Annotated in this window: 15 protein-coding genes; 6 read left to right on the top strand and 9 right to left on the bottom strand. The window is 72.0% G+C overall.

What is annotated here, in order from left to right:
* Positions 1-75: 75 nt before the first annotated feature.
* Positions 76-1,677, top strand: a complete 1,602-nt coding sequence (locus ABZY12_RS05800) for a helicase HerA-like domain-containing protein (protein ID WP_356887504.1) — start codon at positions 76-78, stop codon at positions 1,675-1,677.
* Between the two features lie 121 nt (positions 1,678-1,798).
* On the opposite strand, the gene ABZY12_RS05805 is transcribed toward ABZY12_RS05800, so the two are convergent.
* The 3 genes from ABZY12_RS05805 to ABZY12_RS05815 form a co-directional block, all read right to left on the bottom strand.
* Positions 1,799-3,361 carry a M28 family metallopeptidase gene (locus ABZY12_RS05805; protein WP_356887506.1) on the bottom strand — a complete coding sequence of 521 codons (1,563 nt, stop codon included), beginning with the start codon at positions 3,359-3,361 and terminating at the stop codon, positions 1,799-1,801.
* Positions 3,362-3,476: 115 nt separating this feature from the next.
* Positions 3,477-4,070 carry an HhH-GPD-type base excision DNA repair protein gene (locus tag ABZY12_RS05810; RefSeq protein ID WP_356887508.1) on the bottom strand — a complete coding sequence of 198 codons (594 nt, stop codon included), beginning with the start codon at positions 4,068-4,070 and terminating at the stop codon, positions 3,477-3,479.
* A 118-nt stretch (positions 4,071-4,188) separates the two neighbouring features.
* Positions 4,189-4,482 carry an alpha/beta hydrolase gene (locus tag ABZY12_RS05815; RefSeq protein ID WP_356887676.1) on the bottom strand — a complete coding sequence of 98 codons (294 nt, stop codon included), beginning with the start codon at positions 4,480-4,482 and terminating at the stop codon, positions 4,189-4,191.
* Here ABZY12_RS05815 and ABZY12_RS05820 point away from each other — a divergent pair.
* On the top strand, positions 4,418-4,591 hold the full coding sequence (locus ABZY12_RS05820) for a hypothetical protein (protein WP_356887510.1): 174 nt from the start codon (positions 4,418-4,420) through the stop codon (positions 4,589-4,591). The two genes, ABZY12_RS05815 and ABZY12_RS05820, sit on opposite strands and share 65 nt — an antisense overlap.
* 41 nt (positions 4,592-4,632) lie before the next feature.
* Here ABZY12_RS05820 and ABZY12_RS05825 read toward each other — a convergent pair whose 3' ends face one another.
* Positions 4,633-6,906: an excinuclease ABC subunit UvrA gene (locus tag ABZY12_RS05825; RefSeq protein ID WP_356887512.1), complete on the bottom strand. Its 2,274-nt coding sequence runs from the start codon at positions 6,904-6,906 to the stop codon at positions 4,633-4,635.
* A 109-nt stretch (positions 6,907-7,015) separates the two neighbouring features.
* On the opposite strand from ABZY12_RS05825, the gene ABZY12_RS05830 reads away from it, so the two are divergent.
* Positions 7,016-7,792, top strand: a complete 777-nt coding sequence (locus ABZY12_RS05830) for a TetR/AcrR family transcriptional regulator C-terminal domain-containing protein (RefSeq protein WP_356887514.1) — start codon at positions 7,016-7,018, stop codon at positions 7,790-7,792.
* Positions 7,793-7,846: 54 nt separating this feature from the next.
* Here ABZY12_RS05830 and ABZY12_RS05835 read toward each other — a convergent pair whose 3' ends face one another.
* Positions 7,847-8,725 (bottom strand): TetR family transcriptional regulator, encoded by an 879-nt coding sequence (locus ABZY12_RS05835; protein WP_356887516.1) that lies wholly within the window; start codon positions 8,723-8,725, stop codon positions 7,847-7,849.
* A gap of 169 nt (positions 8,726-8,894) precedes the next feature.
* Here ABZY12_RS05835 and wrbA point away from each other — a divergent pair, with 169 nt between their 5' ends.
* Positions 8,895-9,503: an NAD(P)H:quinone oxidoreductase gene (wrbA, locus tag ABZY12_RS05840; RefSeq protein ID WP_356887518.1), complete on the top strand. Its 609-nt coding sequence runs from the start codon at positions 8,895-8,897 to the stop codon at positions 9,501-9,503.
* 149 nt (positions 9,504-9,652) lie between these two features.
* Entirely contained in the window at positions 9,653-10,243 is a 591-nt protein-coding gene (locus ABZY12_RS05845) for a rhodanese-like domain-containing protein (protein ID WP_356887520.1), read from the top strand.
* Between the two features lie 93 nt (positions 10,244-10,336).
* Here ABZY12_RS05845 and ABZY12_RS05850 read toward each other — a convergent pair whose 3' ends face one another.
* On the bottom strand, positions 10,337-11,056 hold the full coding sequence (locus ABZY12_RS05850) for a TetR/AcrR family transcriptional regulator (protein WP_356887522.1): 720 nt from the start codon (positions 11,054-11,056) through the stop codon (positions 10,337-10,339).
* A gap of 63 nt (positions 11,057-11,119) precedes the next feature.
* Here ABZY12_RS05850 and ABZY12_RS05855 point away from each other — a divergent pair, with 63 nt between their 5' ends.
* Positions 11,120-12,595 (top strand): MFS transporter, encoded by a 1,476-nt coding sequence (locus ABZY12_RS05855; protein WP_356887524.1) that lies wholly within the window; start codon positions 11,120-11,122, stop codon positions 12,593-12,595.
* On the opposite strand, the gene ABZY12_RS05860 is transcribed toward ABZY12_RS05855, so the two are convergent.
* From ABZY12_RS05860 to ABZY12_RS05870, 3 genes are all read right to left on the bottom strand, one after another.
* A complete protein-coding gene (locus ABZY12_RS05860; RefSeq protein WP_356887526.1) occupies positions 12,589-13,875 on the bottom strand; it encodes a sigma-70 family RNA polymerase sigma factor in 1,287 nt (428 codons plus the stop codon). The two genes, ABZY12_RS05855 and ABZY12_RS05860, sit on opposite strands and share 7 nt — an antisense overlap.
* 86 nt (positions 13,876-13,961) lie before the next feature.
* Positions 13,962-14,378 carry a YciI family protein gene (locus ABZY12_RS05865; protein ID WP_356887528.1) on the bottom strand — a complete coding sequence of 139 codons (417 nt, stop codon included), beginning with the start codon at positions 14,376-14,378 and terminating at the stop codon, positions 13,962-13,964.
* Between the two features lie 198 nt (positions 14,379-14,576).
* Positions 14,577-15,809, bottom strand: coding sequence for a winged helix DNA-binding domain-containing protein (locus ABZY12_RS05870; RefSeq protein WP_356887530.1), 1,233 nt, complete (start codon positions 15,807-15,809; stop codon positions 14,577-14,579).
* Between the last annotated feature and the right edge of the window lie 105 nt (positions 15,810-15,914).

A 15,914-nucleotide genomic window follows, 5' to 3' on the forward strand; every position in this document is an offset into this window, starting at 1 on the left:
GCAGCCACGCGGACACGGTGGGATGCTGGGGCAAACCGTCGCAGACCGTAGTAAACCCGGAATTGGGGTCCTCTCATGAGCGTGAGCGAAGAGTCTCCGGCCGCCGAGATCGCGGCGGGATACGGGTTCACCGGCGCCGCGCTCGAACTCGGCGCGCTGCTCTGGGGCGGTGAGTGTCACCCGGACGCGCGGATCCGTATCCCCCTGGCCATGCTCAACCGCCACGGTCTGGTCGCCGGCGCCACCGGCACCGGCAAGACGAAGACGCTCCAGCTCATCGCCGAACAGCTGTCGGCCAACGGCGTACCGGTCTTCCTCGCCGACATCAAGGGCGATGTCTCCGGCGTCTCGGCGCCGGGGGATGACAGCGACAGACTCCGGCAGCGGGCGGAGCAGGTGGGGCAGGAGTGGGAGGCGAAGGGCTTTCCCTGCGAGTTCTACGGGCTCGGCGGAACCGGCCCCGGCATCCCGGTCCGGGCCACGGTCACCAGCTTCGGGCCGGTGCTGCTGTCGAAGGTGCTCCAGCTGAACCGGACGCAGGAGCAGTCACTGGGCCTGATCTTCCACTACGCGGATCAGAAGGGTCTGGAGCTGCTCGATCTGAAGGACCTGCGGGCGGTGGTGGCGTTCCTGGTGTCGGACACCGGGAAGGCGGAGCTGAAGGGGATCGGCGGCCTGTCGACGGTGACGGCCGGGGTGATCCTGCGGGCGATCACGGCCTTCGATCAGGCGGGGGCGGGCGGCTTCTTCGGGGAGCCGGAGTTCGACACGAGCGAATTCCTGCGGACCGCGTCGGACGGGCGCGGGCTGGTGTCCGTACTGGAGCTGCCGGCCGTCCAGGACAAGCCGCAGCTGTTCTCGACGTTCCTGATGTGGATGCTGGCGGACCTCTTCCACGATCTGCCGGAGGTCGGCGACCTGGAGAAGCCGAAGCTGGTCTTCTTCTTCGACGAGGCGCATCTGCTCTTCGACGGGGCGTCGAAGGCGTTCCTGGAGTCGATCACCCAGACCGTGCGGCTGATCCGCTCGAAGGGGGTGGGGGTCTTCTTCGTGACCCAGACGCCGAAGGACGTGCCGGGGGACGTGCTGGCGCAGCTGGGCAACCGGGTGCAGCACGCGCTGCGGGCGTTCACGCCGGACGACGCCAAGGCGCTGAAGGCGACGGTGCGGACCTTCCCGAACTCGGCGTACGACCTGGAGGAGGTGCTGACGGGGCTCGGCACGGGCGAGGCGGTGATCACCGTCCTGAGCGAGACGGGCGCGCCGACGCCGGTGGCGGCGACCCGGCTGCGGGCGCCGCAGTCCCGTATGGGGCCGGTCGAGGCGAGCGTGCTGGAGGCGGCGGTGCGGGGATCGCCGCTGTACGGGCGGTACGCGGAGGCGGTGGACCGGGAGTCGGCGTACGAGAAGCTGACGGCCGAGCAGCGGGCGGCGGAGGCGGCGGCGCTGAAGGCGGCGGAGGAGGCCGCGGCGGAGAAAGAGGCGGAGAGAGGCGCGGGGAAAGGCGTCGGGAGAGCGGGGAAAGAGCGGGAGGAGGCGCCGTCCCGGCGGGACGAGTCGCTCGCCGAGCAGGTCATGGGCAGCGGGATCTTCAAGTCCCTTGCCCGGTCCATCGGGACGCAGCTGGGGCGGGAGATCAGCCGGTCGGTCTTCGGTACGGCACGGCGGAGGCGGTAGCGCCGCCGCCCGACCCGCTCCGAGACCCTGACCGGGCCAGGAGAGCAGGGGAAGGGCCCGGCCCTTGTGGGCCGGGCCTTCCGGAACCGCTGGTCGGTTACTCCTGACCTCGTGGTCGTGGCTACTCCGTGACCTCGTGGTCGTGACCGTCGTGGAGGCCACCGCCGCTGCCCGCGTCGCCGTCCGTCGGGGTGGAGACGACCGGCTTCTTCAGGGAGCTGATGTCGTGGGCGTACGTGCCCACGGCGTTGGCGATGATGTCGATGTTGACGTCGAAGGCCGTCATGTTGATGTTCTCGATGGTGTCGCCGGCCGCGTGGTAGTTCACGTCGTACGCGACACCCGCCGTCCCGCCGAACTTCGCCGCCTGGCCCGCCGTCTTGATGCCCTCGGCACCCGTGAACGTGCCGCCGGACGGGATGCCGATCTCGATGAACGGACCGTAGTCCGAGCGGCCCGTGAAGTCGGTGCCCTCGTGCGGCGTGCCCTGCTTGTCCAGGAACGCGTTGATGTCACGCTCCAGCTGGGCCGAGCCCGCCGGACCCGGGCCCGCGCCGACGCCGTCCGAGTTGTCGCCGTCGTATACGAACAGGCCGTAGTTGGGCGAGGCGATCATGTCGAAGTTGAGGTAGAGCTTGACCTCCTTCTTGTCCAGCTCGCTCATCTTCGAGACGTAGTGCTCGGAGCCGAGCAGACCGTTCTCCTCGGCCGACCACCAGGCGAAGCGGACCTTGTTGCGGACCTTGTCCTTCGACTCGGCGAGCTCGAGGGCGGCCTGGAGCAGACCGGCGGAGCCCGAGCCGTTGTCGTTGATGCCGGGGCCGGCGGTGACGGAGTCGAGGTGCGCGCCGAGCATCACGGTGTTGGCGGCGTTGCCGCCCTTCGTCTCCGCGATGACGTTGTTGGTGGTGCGCTTCTCCTGGAGCTGGCGGATCTCGAAGGAGAGGCTGACCGGCCCCTTGGCGAGGTCGGCCGCGAGCTTCTCGCCCTCCGCCTGGGTGATGCCGCCGGTCGGGATCTTGCCGGCCGCCGGGTCGCCGAGGGTGCCGGAGAGGACGCCCTCGGTGTTGTTGTAGACGATGGCGCCCGCCGCGCCCGCCGCGGCGGCGTTCTCCTGCTTGACGGCGAACGCGCAGCCGCCCCGCTTGATCAGCGCCACCTTGCCGGTGAAGGTGCCCGAGGCGAAGTCGCCCGGCTCGCAGCCGGAGGTGCCGTCGGCGTCGACCGGGACGGCGGCCAGGTCGGCCTTGATGCCGCCGACCGGCGTCGACTTGGTGTAGGTCATGGCCTTGATCTCGACCGCGCGCGGGGCGGGCGAGACGACGGAGAGCTTCTCGGCCAGCGTCTCGGTGTAGTCGAAGTCGAACTTCTGGTACGAGACGTTGTAGCCGGCCTTCTTGAGCTGCTGGTACACGTACGCGGCGGAGGCGTCGTGCCCGAGCGAGCCGGCCGCGCGATGGCCGCCGGCCGAGTCCGCGATGGCCTGGAACATCTCCAGGTGCTTGTAGGCACCGTCGGCGGAGGTCTCGCGGACCAGCTTCTTCGCCAGCTTCGCGGCGTCCCTGGCCGGTGCGGCCCCGGGGTCCGGAGTGGCGGTGGAGGGGGAGGCGGCGGCCAGCAGGAGCGGGGTCGCGAGTGCGGCTGCGGCCAGAGTGGCCGCGGCTCTGCGATGGGATGCGTTCACAGAGGTCCTTCCCGGTGCGAACGAGGTTGAGGGGAAGTTAGCGATCTCCGGTGCTTCCTGGGAACAGATCGGCCGCAATTCCTGTCACATTGAGCATGATTGACGCCCGAAATCATCAATTCCCCATGGCTTTGGCCGCTTTTGCGGCTGCCTTCGCCTCCTGCTTGAAGGCGCGCACCTTCGCCAGGGACTCGGGTCCGGTGATGTCGGCCGCCGAGCGGTACGAGCCGGCCTCGCCGTAGGCCCCGGCCGCCTCCCGCCAGCCCTCGGGCCGTACGCCGTACCGCTTCCCCAGCAGGGCCAGGAAGATCTGCGCCTTCTGCTTGCCGAACCCGGGCAGGTCGACAAGCCGGCCGAGCAGCTCCTTGCCGGTCCCGGCGTCCCTCCAGACGGCCTCGGCCTCGCCGCCGTACTCGTCGACGAGGAACTGGCACAGCTGCTGGATCCGCTTGGCCATGGAGCCGGGGTAGCGGTGCACGGCCGGTTTGGCGGAGAGGAGCGCGGCGAAGGCGTCGGGGTCGTAGGCGGCGATCTCGTGCGCGTCGAGATCGTCGCCGCCGAGCCGCTGGGCGATGGTGTACGGCCCGGAGAACGCCCACTCCATGGGGACCTGCTGGTCGAGCAGCATGCCGACCAGCGCGGCGAGCGGGCTGCGACCGAGGAGCTCGTCGGCCTCCGGCTGCTGGGCGAGATGGATCTCGGTGTTCATGATCCGATGATCCCGCGCGACGGCCGTGCGCGCGCGTGCGGGCTCTGCCTTCCGGCCGAGTCGGGTTCACCTCTCCGTGGTCACGCGGTCACGCGGTGAGGCGGTCGGCCGCCCCGCCCTACCGGGTGCGCAACCGTACCGCCGGGTCTTCGCACCACTCCAGGGCCGAGGGCCACTCCCCGTAGCCGGCCGGGATGCCCAGGTGCCCGCCGGACGGGACGAGGTCGCGGTCGAGGGAGAGCGGGTCGCCGTAGTGCGCGGCCGCGCCTCCGGGGCGGTGCGGGTCCTCCGCGCCGTACACGAGCCGCGTCGGGGCCTTCAGCCGTACGTCCGCGAGGTCGAGCCCGGTGGCGAAGGCGGCGATCGCGGGGATGCCGGTGATGACGCTCGGCGAGGGCGGGGCGACGAGCAGGACCCGGTCGGCGGGGCCGTTCGACCTGGTGACGCTCGGCGAGGGCGGGGCGACGAGCAGGACCCGGTCGGCGGGGCCGCTCGACCTGCTGAGGCAGCACGCCCGGTGAACGCGAACCCCCGCCCACCGAGGGGCGGGGGACCGGCGGTCTCAGCTCACGTACGCGCGCAGATGGCGGGCGGTCAGGGTGTCGCCCTTCTCCACCAGTTCGGACGGTGTGCCCTCGAAGACGATCCGGCCGCCGTCGTGGCCCGCGCCCGGGCCCAGGTCGATCAGCCAGTCGGCGTGCGCCATGACCGCCTGGTGGTGTTCGATCACGACGACCGTGTTGCCCGCCTCGACCAGGCGGTCGAGCAGCGCCAGCAGCTGGTCGACGTCGGCCAGATGGAGGCCGGTCGTCGGCTCGTCGAGGACATAGGTCGCGCCCTTCTCCGCCATGTGGATCGCCAGCTTCAGACGCTGGCGCTCACCGCCCGAGAGCGTGTTGAGCGGCTGCCCGAGCCGCAGATAGCCGAGGCCCACGTCCTGCAGCCGGCCCAGGATCGTCCGCGCCTGCCCCGTCGTGAAGAAGTCGTACGCCTCCTCGATCGACATCGACAGGACCTCGTGGATGTTCCTGCCGTTCAGCGTGTAGGTGAGGACCTCCGGCGTGAAGCGCTTGCCCTCGCACTCCTCGCAGACGGAGGCGACGCCCGCCATCATCGCCAGATCGGTGTACACGAGCCCGAGGCCGTTGCACTTCGGGCAGGCCCCCTCCGAATTGGCGCTGAAGAGGGCCGCCTTGACGCCGTTGGCCTTGGCGAAGGCGGTCCGGATCGGGTTCAGCAGACCCGTGTACGTCGCCGGGTTCGAGCGGCGCGAGCCGCGTATCGGGGACTGGTCGGCGACGACGACGCCCTCCCGGCCCGGCAGGTTCCCGTGGATCAGGGACGACTTCCCGGAGCCGGCCACCCCCGTGACGACCGTGAGGACGCCGGTCGGGATCTGGACGCTCACATCCTGGAGGTTGTGCTGCGAGGCACCCTCGATGGACAGGAAGCCGGTGGGCTCGCGTACCTCGGGGCGCAGCTTCGCCCGGTGCGCGAGATGGTTCCCGGTCAGGGTGCCGGAGGTCCGCAGGCCGGCCACGTCGCCGCTGTAGCAGACCTCCCCGCCCGCCGAACCGGCGCGCGGCCCGAGGTCCACCACGTGGTCGGCGATCTCGATGACCTCCGGCTTGTGCTCGACGACGAGGACCGTGTTGCCCTTGTCGCGCAGCCGCCGCAGCAGGTCGTTCATCCGCTGGATGTCGTGCGGGTGCAGACCGGTGGTCGGCTCGTCGAAGACGTACGTGACGTCGGTGAGCGAGGACCCGAGGTGCCGCACCATCTTCACGCGCTGCGCCTCGCCGCCCGAGAGCGTGGCGGAGGCCCGGTCCAGGCTCAGATAGCCGAGGCCGATCTCGACGAGCGAGTCGAGCAGGTCGCGCAGGCCGGCCAGGAGGGGGGCCACCGACGGGTCGTCGATCCGGCGTATGAACTCCGCCAGGTCGCTGATCTGCATCGCCGAGCAGTCCGCGATGTTCACCCCGTCGATCTTCGACGACAGGGCGGCCCGGGTGAGCCGCGTGCCGCCGCACTCCGGGCAGTCGCGGAAGACGACGGCCCGGTCGACGAAGGCCCGGATGTGGGACTGCATGGCGTCCCGGTCCTTGGTGAGCATGGTCCGCTGGACCTTCACCACCAGACCCTCGTACGTGAAGTTGTTGCTGCCGACCTTCACCTTGACCTGCGGCTTGTGGAGGAAGTCCGCCCACTCCTCCGCGGTGAAGTCCTTCAGCTTCTTGTCGGGATCGTAGAAACCGGAGTGGGCCATGATCTGCCAGTACCAGGAGTCCACGGCGAAGTTGGGCACGGTGATCGCACCCTCGTTGAGGGACTTCTCGCGGTCGACCAGCTGGTCGATGTCGATGTCGGAGATCTGGCCGACGCCCTCGCAGCGCGGGCACATGCCCTCGGGCAGGTTGAAGCTGAACGCGCCGGACGTGCCGATGTGCGGGGTGCCGAGGCGGCTGAAGACGATCCGCAGCATCGTGTACGCGTCGGTCGCCGTCCCGACCGTGGAGCGGGAGTTGGCGCCCATCCGCTCCTGGTCGACGACGATCGCGGCGCTGAGGTTGTGCAGTCCGTCGACGTCCGGCCGGCCCAGCGACGGCATGAAGGACTGGAGGAACGCGCTGTACGTCTCGTTGATCAGCCGCTGCGACTCGGCGGCGATGGTGCCGAAGACGAGCGAGGACTTTCCGGAACCCGAGACGCCGGTGAAGACGGTGAGACGGCGCTTGGGCAGGTCGACGGAGACGTCCTTGAGGTTGTTCTCCCGGGCACCGCGGACCTGGATGACGTGGTGGCTGTCCGCCTGGTTCGTCGAAGCGGGGGTGTTCATGCGTGCGCCCTCCGAAGGTGGTCCTGTGGGTGTCCCAATCTCCGTACAGAGTACTCTATACGGCGTACAATAAAAATGACTTTAGTTCTGACCTGCGAGAATGGGTGTCATGGCGACGAAGGAGCGGAGCAGCGGCGCGGGCGATCCGGCGCGGACCCTGGAGCTGCTGTGGCGGGACGGCGCGACCGCTCCCGGGAGCCGGCGCGGGCCCCGGCCGGGACTGAGCGTCGACGCCGTCGTCGACACGGCGATCGGCCTCGCCGACGAGGGCGGGCTCGACGCGCTCACCATCCGCGCGGTGGCCCAGCGCCTGGGTGTGACGCCCATGACGCTCTACACCTACGTCCCCGGCAAGGCCGAGCTGCTCGACCTGATGCTGGACACCGTCTTCCTGCGCATGCCGCGTACCGCCTTCGCGGCGGACGAGCCGTGGCGGGCGCGCGTGACGGCGGTCGCCGACGGGAACCGGGCGCTGTATCTGCGCCACCCCTGGCTGGCCGAGCTACGGGTCCACCGGCCGCCGCTCGGGCCCGGCGTGATGACGAAGTACGAGCACGAGCTCGGCGCCTTCGAGGGCCTGGGCCTCGACGACGTGGCCATGGACTCGGCGCTGACGCACGTCCTGGGGTTCGTGCAGTCCGCGGCCAGGGCGGAGCTGGACGCGCGGGCGGTGGACCGGGAGAGCGCGATGTCGGACGAGGAGTGGTGGGCGGCGCACGAGCCCCTGCTGGCACGGGTGTTCGACGATGAGCGGTTCCCGCTGGCGGCGCGGGTGGGGGAGGCGTCGGCGGTGGCGTACCAGGGGATGTACAGCCCCGACTACGCGTACGCCTTCGGGCTCGCCCGTGTGCTGGACGGCCTGGCGGCGCTCATCCCCTCGGGGTGACGCGCGCGCCGACCCGGTCCGATGGCGGGCCGATACCGGGCTGACCGGGGCGGATCAGGCCGGGCCCGTCAGGGTGAGCAGGTCGGCGACTCCCGCCTTGAGTTCTTCGGCGGAGAGGTTCCGCTCCACCGTGAGGTGGTGCATCAGGCTCGGTGAGAACGGCGCGAGCAGCAGGTGGGCGAGGAGTGCGCCGTTCGCCTCCGGTCGGAGCTGGGTGACCAGCAGGGCCACATGGGTGTGCATCGCCAGGTACGCGCCGCTGGTGTAGCGGGCGCTGGGCGCGGCGGCCTGGGCGGCGAGGAGGAGTTCGCGCTGCTCGATGACGCGGTCGATGAGCGCGTCGAAGAACGCGGACAGCCGCTCGGCGGCGGGGGCGCCGGGGCCGAGCGGAGGCGGTCCGCTCATGTACGCCTGCTGGAACTGGCGTTCCCGGTCGTCGAGGAGGGCCCAGAGCAGCTGGGCGACGTCGCCGAAGCGGCGGTAGACGGTGCCGACGCCGATCCCGCTGGCGTGCGCGACCTGGTTCATGGTGACGGCCTCGGGGCCGACCTCGGCGACGATCCGGGCTGCCGCGTCGAGGATCTTGCGCCGGTTGCGGGCGGCGTCGGCGCGCTCGGGGGTGGGCTGGCCGGCGGTGGGCAGAAGGTCGAGCGGCGGACCGCCGGGCGTCAGGTCTCGAGTGCTGGGCGTCAGGCCTGCCGCGCTCAGGTTTCCCGTGTCGGCCGTCGGGTCTCCGGCGCCGGGCGTCCGCTTTCCCGTGCCGGGCGTCGGGTCTCCGGCGCCGGGCGTCCGCTTTCCCGTGCCGGGCGTCGGGTCTCCGGCGCCGGGCGTCGGGTCTCCGGCGCCGGGCGTCCGCTTTCCCGTGCCGGGCGGCGTGGGCGGGGTCTCCCGCGCTCCCTCCTGCCGTCGCTCCTCGGGTGTCTTCGCGCTCATCGTCCGCCTGCCCTTCGTCCCCTCGCCCCCTCGGTCCGGTCCCTGACTCGAGCATAACGGAGCGCTATCCGGTTCTCTCGACTTCCCCTTGCGAAGCGGAGGTCTATCCACTTACTCTCGGATGCGTTGAAGCGGAAAACAATCCGGTTGAGGGATCGAGGGGCTCGCTATGTCCGTCAAGGTTGCTGTCGTCTACTACTCGGCCACGGGGAACGTCCACGAACTCGCCCAGGCCGTCGCCGAAGGCGCCGAGAAGGCCGGTGCCGAGGTGCGTCTGCGCCGGGTGCCCGAGCTGGCCCCGGACGCCGCCATCGACTCCAATCCGGCCTGGCGGGCCCACGTGGACGCCACCGGCGACGTCGAGATCGCCACGCTCGACGACCTGGAGTGGGCGGACGCCTACGCCCTCGGCTCGCCGACCCGGTTCGGCAACGTCGCCGCGCAGCTGAAGCAGTTCATCGACACCACGGGCGGGCTGTGGCAGCAGGGCGTCATGGCCGACAAGCCGGCCACCGCCTTCACCAGCGCCCACAACGTGCACGGCGGCAACGAGTCGACGCTGCTCGCCCTCTACAACACCTTCCACCACTGGGGTTCGGTCATCGTCTCGCCCGGCTACACCGACCCGGCCGTCTACGCGGCCGGTGGCAACCCCTACGGCACCGCGCACCCGGGTGCGAACGGCACCCCGGAGGAGGACACCCTGCGGGCCGCCCGCTACCAGGGCGAGCGCCTCGCCAAGATCGCCAAGCGCCTGAAGGGCCTCGCCACGGACTGACGCCCCGTCACCGCGCTGTGGCTGACCGCGGCGCGCCGCGGTCAGCACGTCACGTACCTCCGGGGGTGGACCCCCGGAGGTATTTTGCTTCGGACGGGGGTTCCGAACGGGTGGCCGAGGCCGCCCACGAAGCGAGGATGCCGCCTGTCATGAAGACTCCCCCCTCCCTCGACGCCGACCAGGCCCGCGGCCGGTTGGGCGAACTGACCGTCGTCGACGTCCGTACGCCCGCCGAGTACGCCTCCGGCCATCTGCCCGGCGCGCTCAACATCCCCCTCGACGAACTCGGCCGTGCCGTTCCGGCGCTCCAGGAGGCCGCGGGCCGTGGCGAGTTGATCATGGTGTGCCAGTCGGGCGGCCGCTCCGCGAGCGCCTGCGCCCGGCTCGCCGAGCACGGCGTGCCCGCGCTCAGTCTCAGCGGCGGCACGGGCGGCTGGGTCGCGCGCGGTCACGAGCTGGCCCGGCCCGAGGGCGCTCCGGCGCGCCCGGTGTGGGCCATGGAGCGGCAGGTCCGGTTCGCCGCGGGGTCCCTCGTCCTGATCGGCCTGGCCCTCGGCCTGTGGGTGCACCCGGCCTTCCAGCTCCTGTCGGCGGGCATAGCGGGCGGCCTCGTCTTCTCCGCGCTCACGAACACCTGCGGCATGGCCGTGGCCCTCGGCAAACTCCCGTACAACCGCGCGAAAGCCCGTGGGACGGATATGGACGCGACCCTGGCGCGCCTGCGCGAGGGCTCCTTCTAGGGGGGCGGCGGGGCCTTCGGCGGGGCTCTCGCTAGAGGTGCTCGGCGGGGCGTTCGGCGGGACTAGCGCTAGGGGTGTTCGGCGGGGCTCTCGCTAGAGGTGCTCGGCGGGGCGTTCGGCGGGGCTCTCGCCGGGGGCCCGGTCCGCCGCCCGTGCGGTCCCTTCAGGGCGGCCGTACCGTCCGAGGAACATGTCCACCCCGTCCACGATCAGCCGCTCGGTCAGGTCCTCGCCCAGCTCCGTGCCGTACTGGCTGAAGACCATCTGAGGGAAGATCAGCAGCGCGTACAGCTGGATGATGGCGACCTCCAGGTCGGGGATCTCCAGCCTGCCCCGGTCCGCGAGCGTGCGCAGGGCGTCCGCGACGGCGGGGTGGTGGCCGGCCGGGCCGTGCTCGCGCCAGGCGCGGCCGAGTTCGGGGAAGCGGTGGAGTTCGGCGGCGACGAGGGTGCGCAGAGCGCGCACCTCCTCGTTGTCGCGGACGGCCCGGACCCAGGCGCGCGCGGCCTCGACGAAGGCGGCGCGCAGGTCGTCGGCGTCGGCGAGACGGGCGAGGTCCGGGCCGGTCGCGTGCTCCCCGGGGTTCAGGGGCTCGTCGAGGGCGCCAGCGACGACGGCGGTGAAGAGCGCTTCCTTGCTGCCGAAGTGGTTGTAGACGGTCACCTTCGAGACGCCCGCCTCGGCGGCGATGGCGTCCATGCCCACCCCGAAGCCCTCACGCAGGAAGAGGGTGCGGGCGGCCCGCACGATGGCCTGGCGTTTACGGGCGGCGCGCGGTCCGCTGGGCGGCTGCTTGGGGGTGTCGGCGCTCATGGCCGGAGCCTACCCAACAACTGAACACTTGAGTTCAACTGAACTGAACAGTACGGTTCAGTTATGACGGCTTCCCCGCACGCTCACGCCCAAGGCCACGTCCATCCGCCCGCCGCCCACCCCCGGCGCTGGACGGCACTCGCCCTGATCTGCGTGGCCCAGTTCATGCTGATCCTCGATGTCACCGTCGTGAACGTCGCGCTGCCGCGGATGGCCGCCGACCTCGACCTCACCCGCACCTCGCTGACCTGGGTGGTCACCGCGTACACCCTCTGCTTCGGGGGCCTGATGCTGCTCGGTGGCCGACTCGCGGACGCACTCGGCGCCCGCCGCACGCTGCTGGCCGGGCTCGCCCTCTTCACCGCCGCCTCGCTGCTGTCCGGCCTGGCCACCGACGGCCCGACGCTGATCGGCGGCCGCGTCGCCCAAGGCGTGGGAGCCGCGCTGCTCTCCCCGGCCGCGCTCGCCCTCGTCACGACCTCCTTCCACGGCGCCGAACGCGCCAAGGCGCTCGGCGCCTGGGCGGCCGTCGGAGGCACCGGCTCCGCCGTCGGTGTCCTGCTCGGCGGTGCGCTGACCGACGGCCCGGGCTGGCCCTGGATCTTCTACGTCAACGTCCCCGTCGGCCTCGCCCTGCTGGCCGCCCTCCCGAGGGTCGTCCCGCCCTCCGCGGGCACCCCGGCCCGCGGTCTCGACCTCCCCGGCGCGCTCCTGGTCACCACCGGCACCGGCTCGCTCGTCTACGGCCTGGTCCAGGCGGGCGACACCGGCTGGACCTCCGCGTCCACGCTGCTGCCCCTGCTCGGGTCGGTCCTCCTGTACGGGATGTTCGCCGCCGTCGAACGGGCGAGCCGCGCCCCGCTGATGGACCTGCGGATGTTCACCCTCCCCCAGAGCTCAGCCGGGGAGGTACCCCCCTCTCGCTTCGCTCGCCCGGTCGTCGCGGGTTCGTTCCTCATGCTGATCGCGACCGCGCTGCTGATCTCCTTCTTCTTCCTCGGCTCGGTCCAGCTCCAGCACCTCAGCGGCTTCAGCGCCTTCGAGACCGGCCTCGCCTTCCTCCCGGTCGCCGTCACCACCGCCGCCGGCGCCCACCTCGGCTCCCGACTGGTCGGCTCGATCGGCCCCCGCGCCTGCGCGGCCGGCGGCATGGCACTCGCCGCCCTCGGCTGCCTCCCGCTGGTCCTCGTCACCCCCGGCGCCGACGCCTGGACCACGCTCGTGCCCGCGCTCTCCGTCGCCTCCCTCGGGCTCGGCGCCGTCTTCGTCACGGCCACCACGACGGCCCTCGGCATGATCGACCACCACGAGGCGGGCCTGGCCTCCGGCATCGTCAACACCTTCCACGAGGTCGGCGGCTCGATCGGCGTCGCCCTCGTCTCCACCCTCGCCGCGACCAGCATCCAGGGCAGCGGAACGGCCGGCTTCACGGCCGCCTTCACCCTGTGCACCCTGGCGGCGACGGCGACCGCCCTGGCGGTCCCGCTCCTCGTCCCCCGCGGCAGGCCCCACACGACGGGCGGGCCGCACGTTCACTGACCCAGGCGTTCGGCCTTCGCGCGGAGGTAGTGGCGTTCCGGGATGCTGAGGGTGTGGCGGGCCGCCGACTCGTAGGCGGCGCGGGCGGCTTCGGTGGCGCCGGTGCGTTCCAGCAGGTGCGCGCGGACCGCTTCCAGGCGGTGATGGCCCCTCAGGCGGGCTTCCAAGCGGTCGAGTTCGTCGAGACCGGCTTCGGGGCCGTGGACCATGGCGACGGCGACCGCGCGGCCGAGTTCCGCCATGGGGTCGGCGGAGTCCGTCGAGGCCGCGGAAGCCGCTGCGTCGGCCACCAGAAGGTCGTAGAGGGCCAGGATCTGCGGCCAGTCCGTGTCCTCGGGGCGCAGGGCCTCGTCATGGAGGGCCGCGATGGCCGCCTGGAGCTGGTAGGGGCCGGGCGGGCCCTCGGTGAGGGCCTCCTCGACCACGGCCGTGCCCTCGGCGATCGCCGCCGCGTCCCAGCGCGTGCGGTCCTGCTCGTCGAGGGGGATCAGCTCGCCGTGCGGTCCCGTACGGGCCGCACTCCGGGCCTCCGTCAGCAGCATCAGCGCCAGCAGACCGGTCACCGCGCCTTCCCGGGGCAGCAGCCGGCGCACCGCCCGGGTCAGCCGGATCGCCTCCCGGGCCAGGTCGGCACGGTGGAGCGCGGGGCCCGAGGTGGCGGTGTACCCCTCGTTGAAGATCAGGTACAGGACCTGGAGCACGGCGGCGAGGCGCGCGTCCCGGTCGCCGGGCCCCGGCGGACGGAAGGGGTGCTCCTTCAGCCGCTTCTTCGCCCGGCTGATCCGCTGGGCGATGGTCGCCTCCGGTACGAGATGGGCCCGGGCGATCTCGGCCGTGGTGAGGCCGCCGACCGCGCGCAGCGTCAGCGCGATCCGGGACGCCGGCGCCAGCACCGGGTCGCAGCAGAGGAACAGCAGCGTCAGGGTGTCGTCCTCGGACGGCGCCGCCCGGACCTCCCGGGGCTCCAGCCGTACCGCCGTCTCCTCCCGCCGGGCCCGCGCCTCGTCCGCCCGCAGCTGGTCGGTCAGCCGCCGCGAGGCCACCCTGATCAGCCAGCCGCGCGGGTTGGCGGGCACCCCGGTCTCCGGCCACTGCCGGGCGGCGGCGAGCAGCGACTCCTGTACGGCGTCCTCGGCGGCGTCGAAGTGGCCGTACCGGCGGACGAGCGCGCCGAGGACCTGCGGCGCGTGACGGCGCAGCAGGTCCTCGACGGTGTGCTCGTCGCTCGTCGACCGATCACGCTCGGTCGACCGCTCTCGCTCACGATCGATCTCGTTCATCGACCGGCCCCGTTCATCGACCGGCCCCGTTCATCGACCGACCCCGTTCATCGACCGATCTCGTTCATCGACCGATCACGTTCCTCTCAGAGTTCGCTTCCGCCGCTCTCGTCGATCTGCCGGATCACCACCGGATAGTCCTTCGACCCGGCCGGAACCGGGCACTGCGCCACGCGCACCGCGATCTCGGTGACTCTCTCCAGGCTCTCGCAGTCGAGCACCCAGTACCCGGCGAGCAGCTCCTTCGTCTCCCCGTAGGGGCCGTCCGTGATCACGGGCCGGCCGTCCTTGTCGACGCTCACGTGGCGCGTCTTCGCCGGTTCGACGAGGCCCTGACCGTCAACCATCTCGCCGGACTCGGCGAGGTCGTCGTTGATCGCGTTCATGTAGGCGAACATGGCCTGCAGATCCTGCTTGCTCCAGGCGGGGCTGTGGTCCGAGCCCTTGCCCTTCATGGCGTTGTAGTCGGCCTGGGCGCCCTGCACCATGACGAGGTACTTCATGACGTGCTCCTTAGGTGGTCGTTCCCTTCACAGGGGACGTCGGAGCCGGGCGCCGATTCTCGACACCGCGCGGAAGTCACCACCGATTCTCCGGGGAAACCACCCGTGGGAACCATGGTTCGCGGGCGCCGGCCCGCCGAAGGCGAGCTGGGCGTCGGGGCCCGGAGCGCGAGGACCACGGACGGGGTGCTCTGTCGCCTACGCTCCCGCCGCCAACTCCCTCTCCAGCGGCGTACGGAAGCGGGGCGTGACCCGGACGTCACCGACCCAGGCCGCCAGACGCGCCGCCTCCGCCTCGATCGCGGCCCGCGCCTCCTCGCCGACGTCCCCCGTGTCGTCGAGCAGGCGCCAGACGATCTCGCCGTCCGGGCGCTGGGCCCAGCCGCCGACGACGCGGCCGTTCCACCAGACCGTCGGGCCGACGTTCCCGCTGCGGTCGTACAGGGCCGGCCGGTGCGCGGGGTCCAGGTACCAGTCGCGGGACTGCCAGCCCATCGCCGTCGGATCGAGCGCGGGAAGCAGGGCCGCCCAGGGCTCCGGCGCCGGTACGGGATCGATGTCGTCCGGCAGGACGTAGCCGGCGCCCTCCGCCACCTCCACGGTCCGCGCGCCGATCGCCGCGAGGGCCTTGCGGACGTCGGTGATCCTCCAGCCGGTCCACCACTTCAGATCCGCCTCGGTCGCCGGACCGGACGCGGCGAGCCACTCCCGTACGAGCTCGGCGTGGGCGTCGGCGTCCGTCGGGTCGGGCAGGTCGGGGGCGAGGGCCCAGCGGAAGCGGCTGGAGGTCCACGCGCCCTGGGGGCGGCCGCGGGCGATCCTGCCCTCCATGCCGAGCACGCGCAGCAGACGGCTGGAGAGGGGCTGCGGGCCCTCCTGCCGGGTGCCGACGCCGTAGGTGTACCGCACCCGCAACCGCGGGACGGCGCTGCCGAGGTCAGTGCCCGTGGCTTCGCCCCGGGCCTCCAGCTCGGCGAGCAGCAGGCGTTCGGTCTCGGCGAGCCAGTCCGCGTCGTACGGGCTGCCCGCGGCCAGGTCCTTGAGCAGCGCAGCGCGTTCGCGGGTGGCGACATCGCGCGTGGTGGAGGCGTGCACGGCCGGTACGAGGGCGGTGGGGAAGACGAAGATCGTGTGCCGCATGCCGTGCATCCGGGTCAGCGACCGGTCCTCGTACAGGGCCCGCTCCAGCCCGGCGACGGGCCCTTCGGCAGCGGGCCGTTCGCCGCCCCCGCCCCCCGCGCCGCCCTTCAGCCGGGCGCCCACCGCCAGGAACACGCTCGCCGGGTCCGTGGCGTGCAGGGCCACCAGGGAACCGGCCACCTCCTCGACGGTCGCGGCCCGTGCCGCCCCCGCCAGCCGGTGCCGTACCGCCAGGCGTGCCCTGCGCTCGTCCGCCTCGATCCGGCGTGTGCCCTTCTCGGTGAACCCCATGCCGCAAGCATGAGGCACGGGTCTGACAACGGCTCCGACGACGTCTCTGGTCAACGGCTCCGACAAGGGCCCTGACAACGGCCCTTGCTCAGGCACCGGCCCCGG

This window comes from Streptomyces sp. NPDC006551, from assembly GCF_040611675.1.
Classification (GTDB): Bacteria; Actinomycetota; Actinomycetes; order Streptomycetales; family Streptomycetaceae; genus Streptomyces.

Coding starts and splice junctions, on each gene's coding strand:
- ABZY12_RS05800 (WP_356887504.1), top strand. CDS start 76: ATGAGCGTGAGCGAAGAGTCTCCGGCCGCCGAGATCGCGGCGGGATAC.
- ABZY12_RS05810 (WP_356887508.1), bottom strand. CDS start 4,070: ATGAACACCGAGATCCATCTCGCCCAGCAGCCGGAGGCCGACGAGCTC.
- ABZY12_RS05825 (WP_356887512.1), bottom strand. CDS start 6,906: ATGAACACCCCCGCTTCGACGAACCAGGCGGACAGCCACCACGTCATC.
- ABZY12_RS05830 (WP_356887514.1), top strand. CDS start 7,016: ATGGCGACGAAGGAGCGGAGCAGCGGCGCGGGCGATCCGGCGCGGACC.
- ABZY12_RS05835 (WP_356887516.1), bottom strand. CDS start 8,725: ATGAGCGCGAAGACACCCGAGGAGCGACGGCAGGAGGGAGCGCGGGAG.
- wrbA (WP_356887518.1), top strand. CDS start 8,895: ATGTCCGTCAAGGTTGCTGTCGTCTACTACTCGGCCACGGGGAACGTC.
- ABZY12_RS05845 (WP_356887520.1), top strand. CDS start 9,653: ATGAAGACTCCCCCCTCCCTCGACGCCGACCAGGCCCGCGGCCGGTTG.
- ABZY12_RS05850 (WP_356887522.1), bottom strand. CDS start 11,056: ATGAGCGCCGACACCCCCAAGCAGCCGCCCAGCGGACCGCGCGCCGCC.
- ABZY12_RS05855 (WP_356887524.1), top strand. CDS start 11,120: ATGACGGCTTCCCCGCACGCTCACGCCCAAGGCCACGTCCATCCGCCC.
- ABZY12_RS05860 (WP_356887526.1), bottom strand. CDS start 13,875: ATGAACGAGATCGATCGTGAGCGAGAGCGGTCGACCGAGCGTGATCGG.
- ABZY12_RS05865 (WP_356887528.1), bottom strand. CDS start 14,378: ATGAAGTACCTCGTCATGGTGCAGGGCGCCCAGGCCGACTACAACGCC.
- ABZY12_RS05870 (WP_356887530.1), bottom strand. CDS start 15,809: ATGGGGTTCACCGAGAAGGGCACACGCCGGATCGAGGCGGACGAGCGC.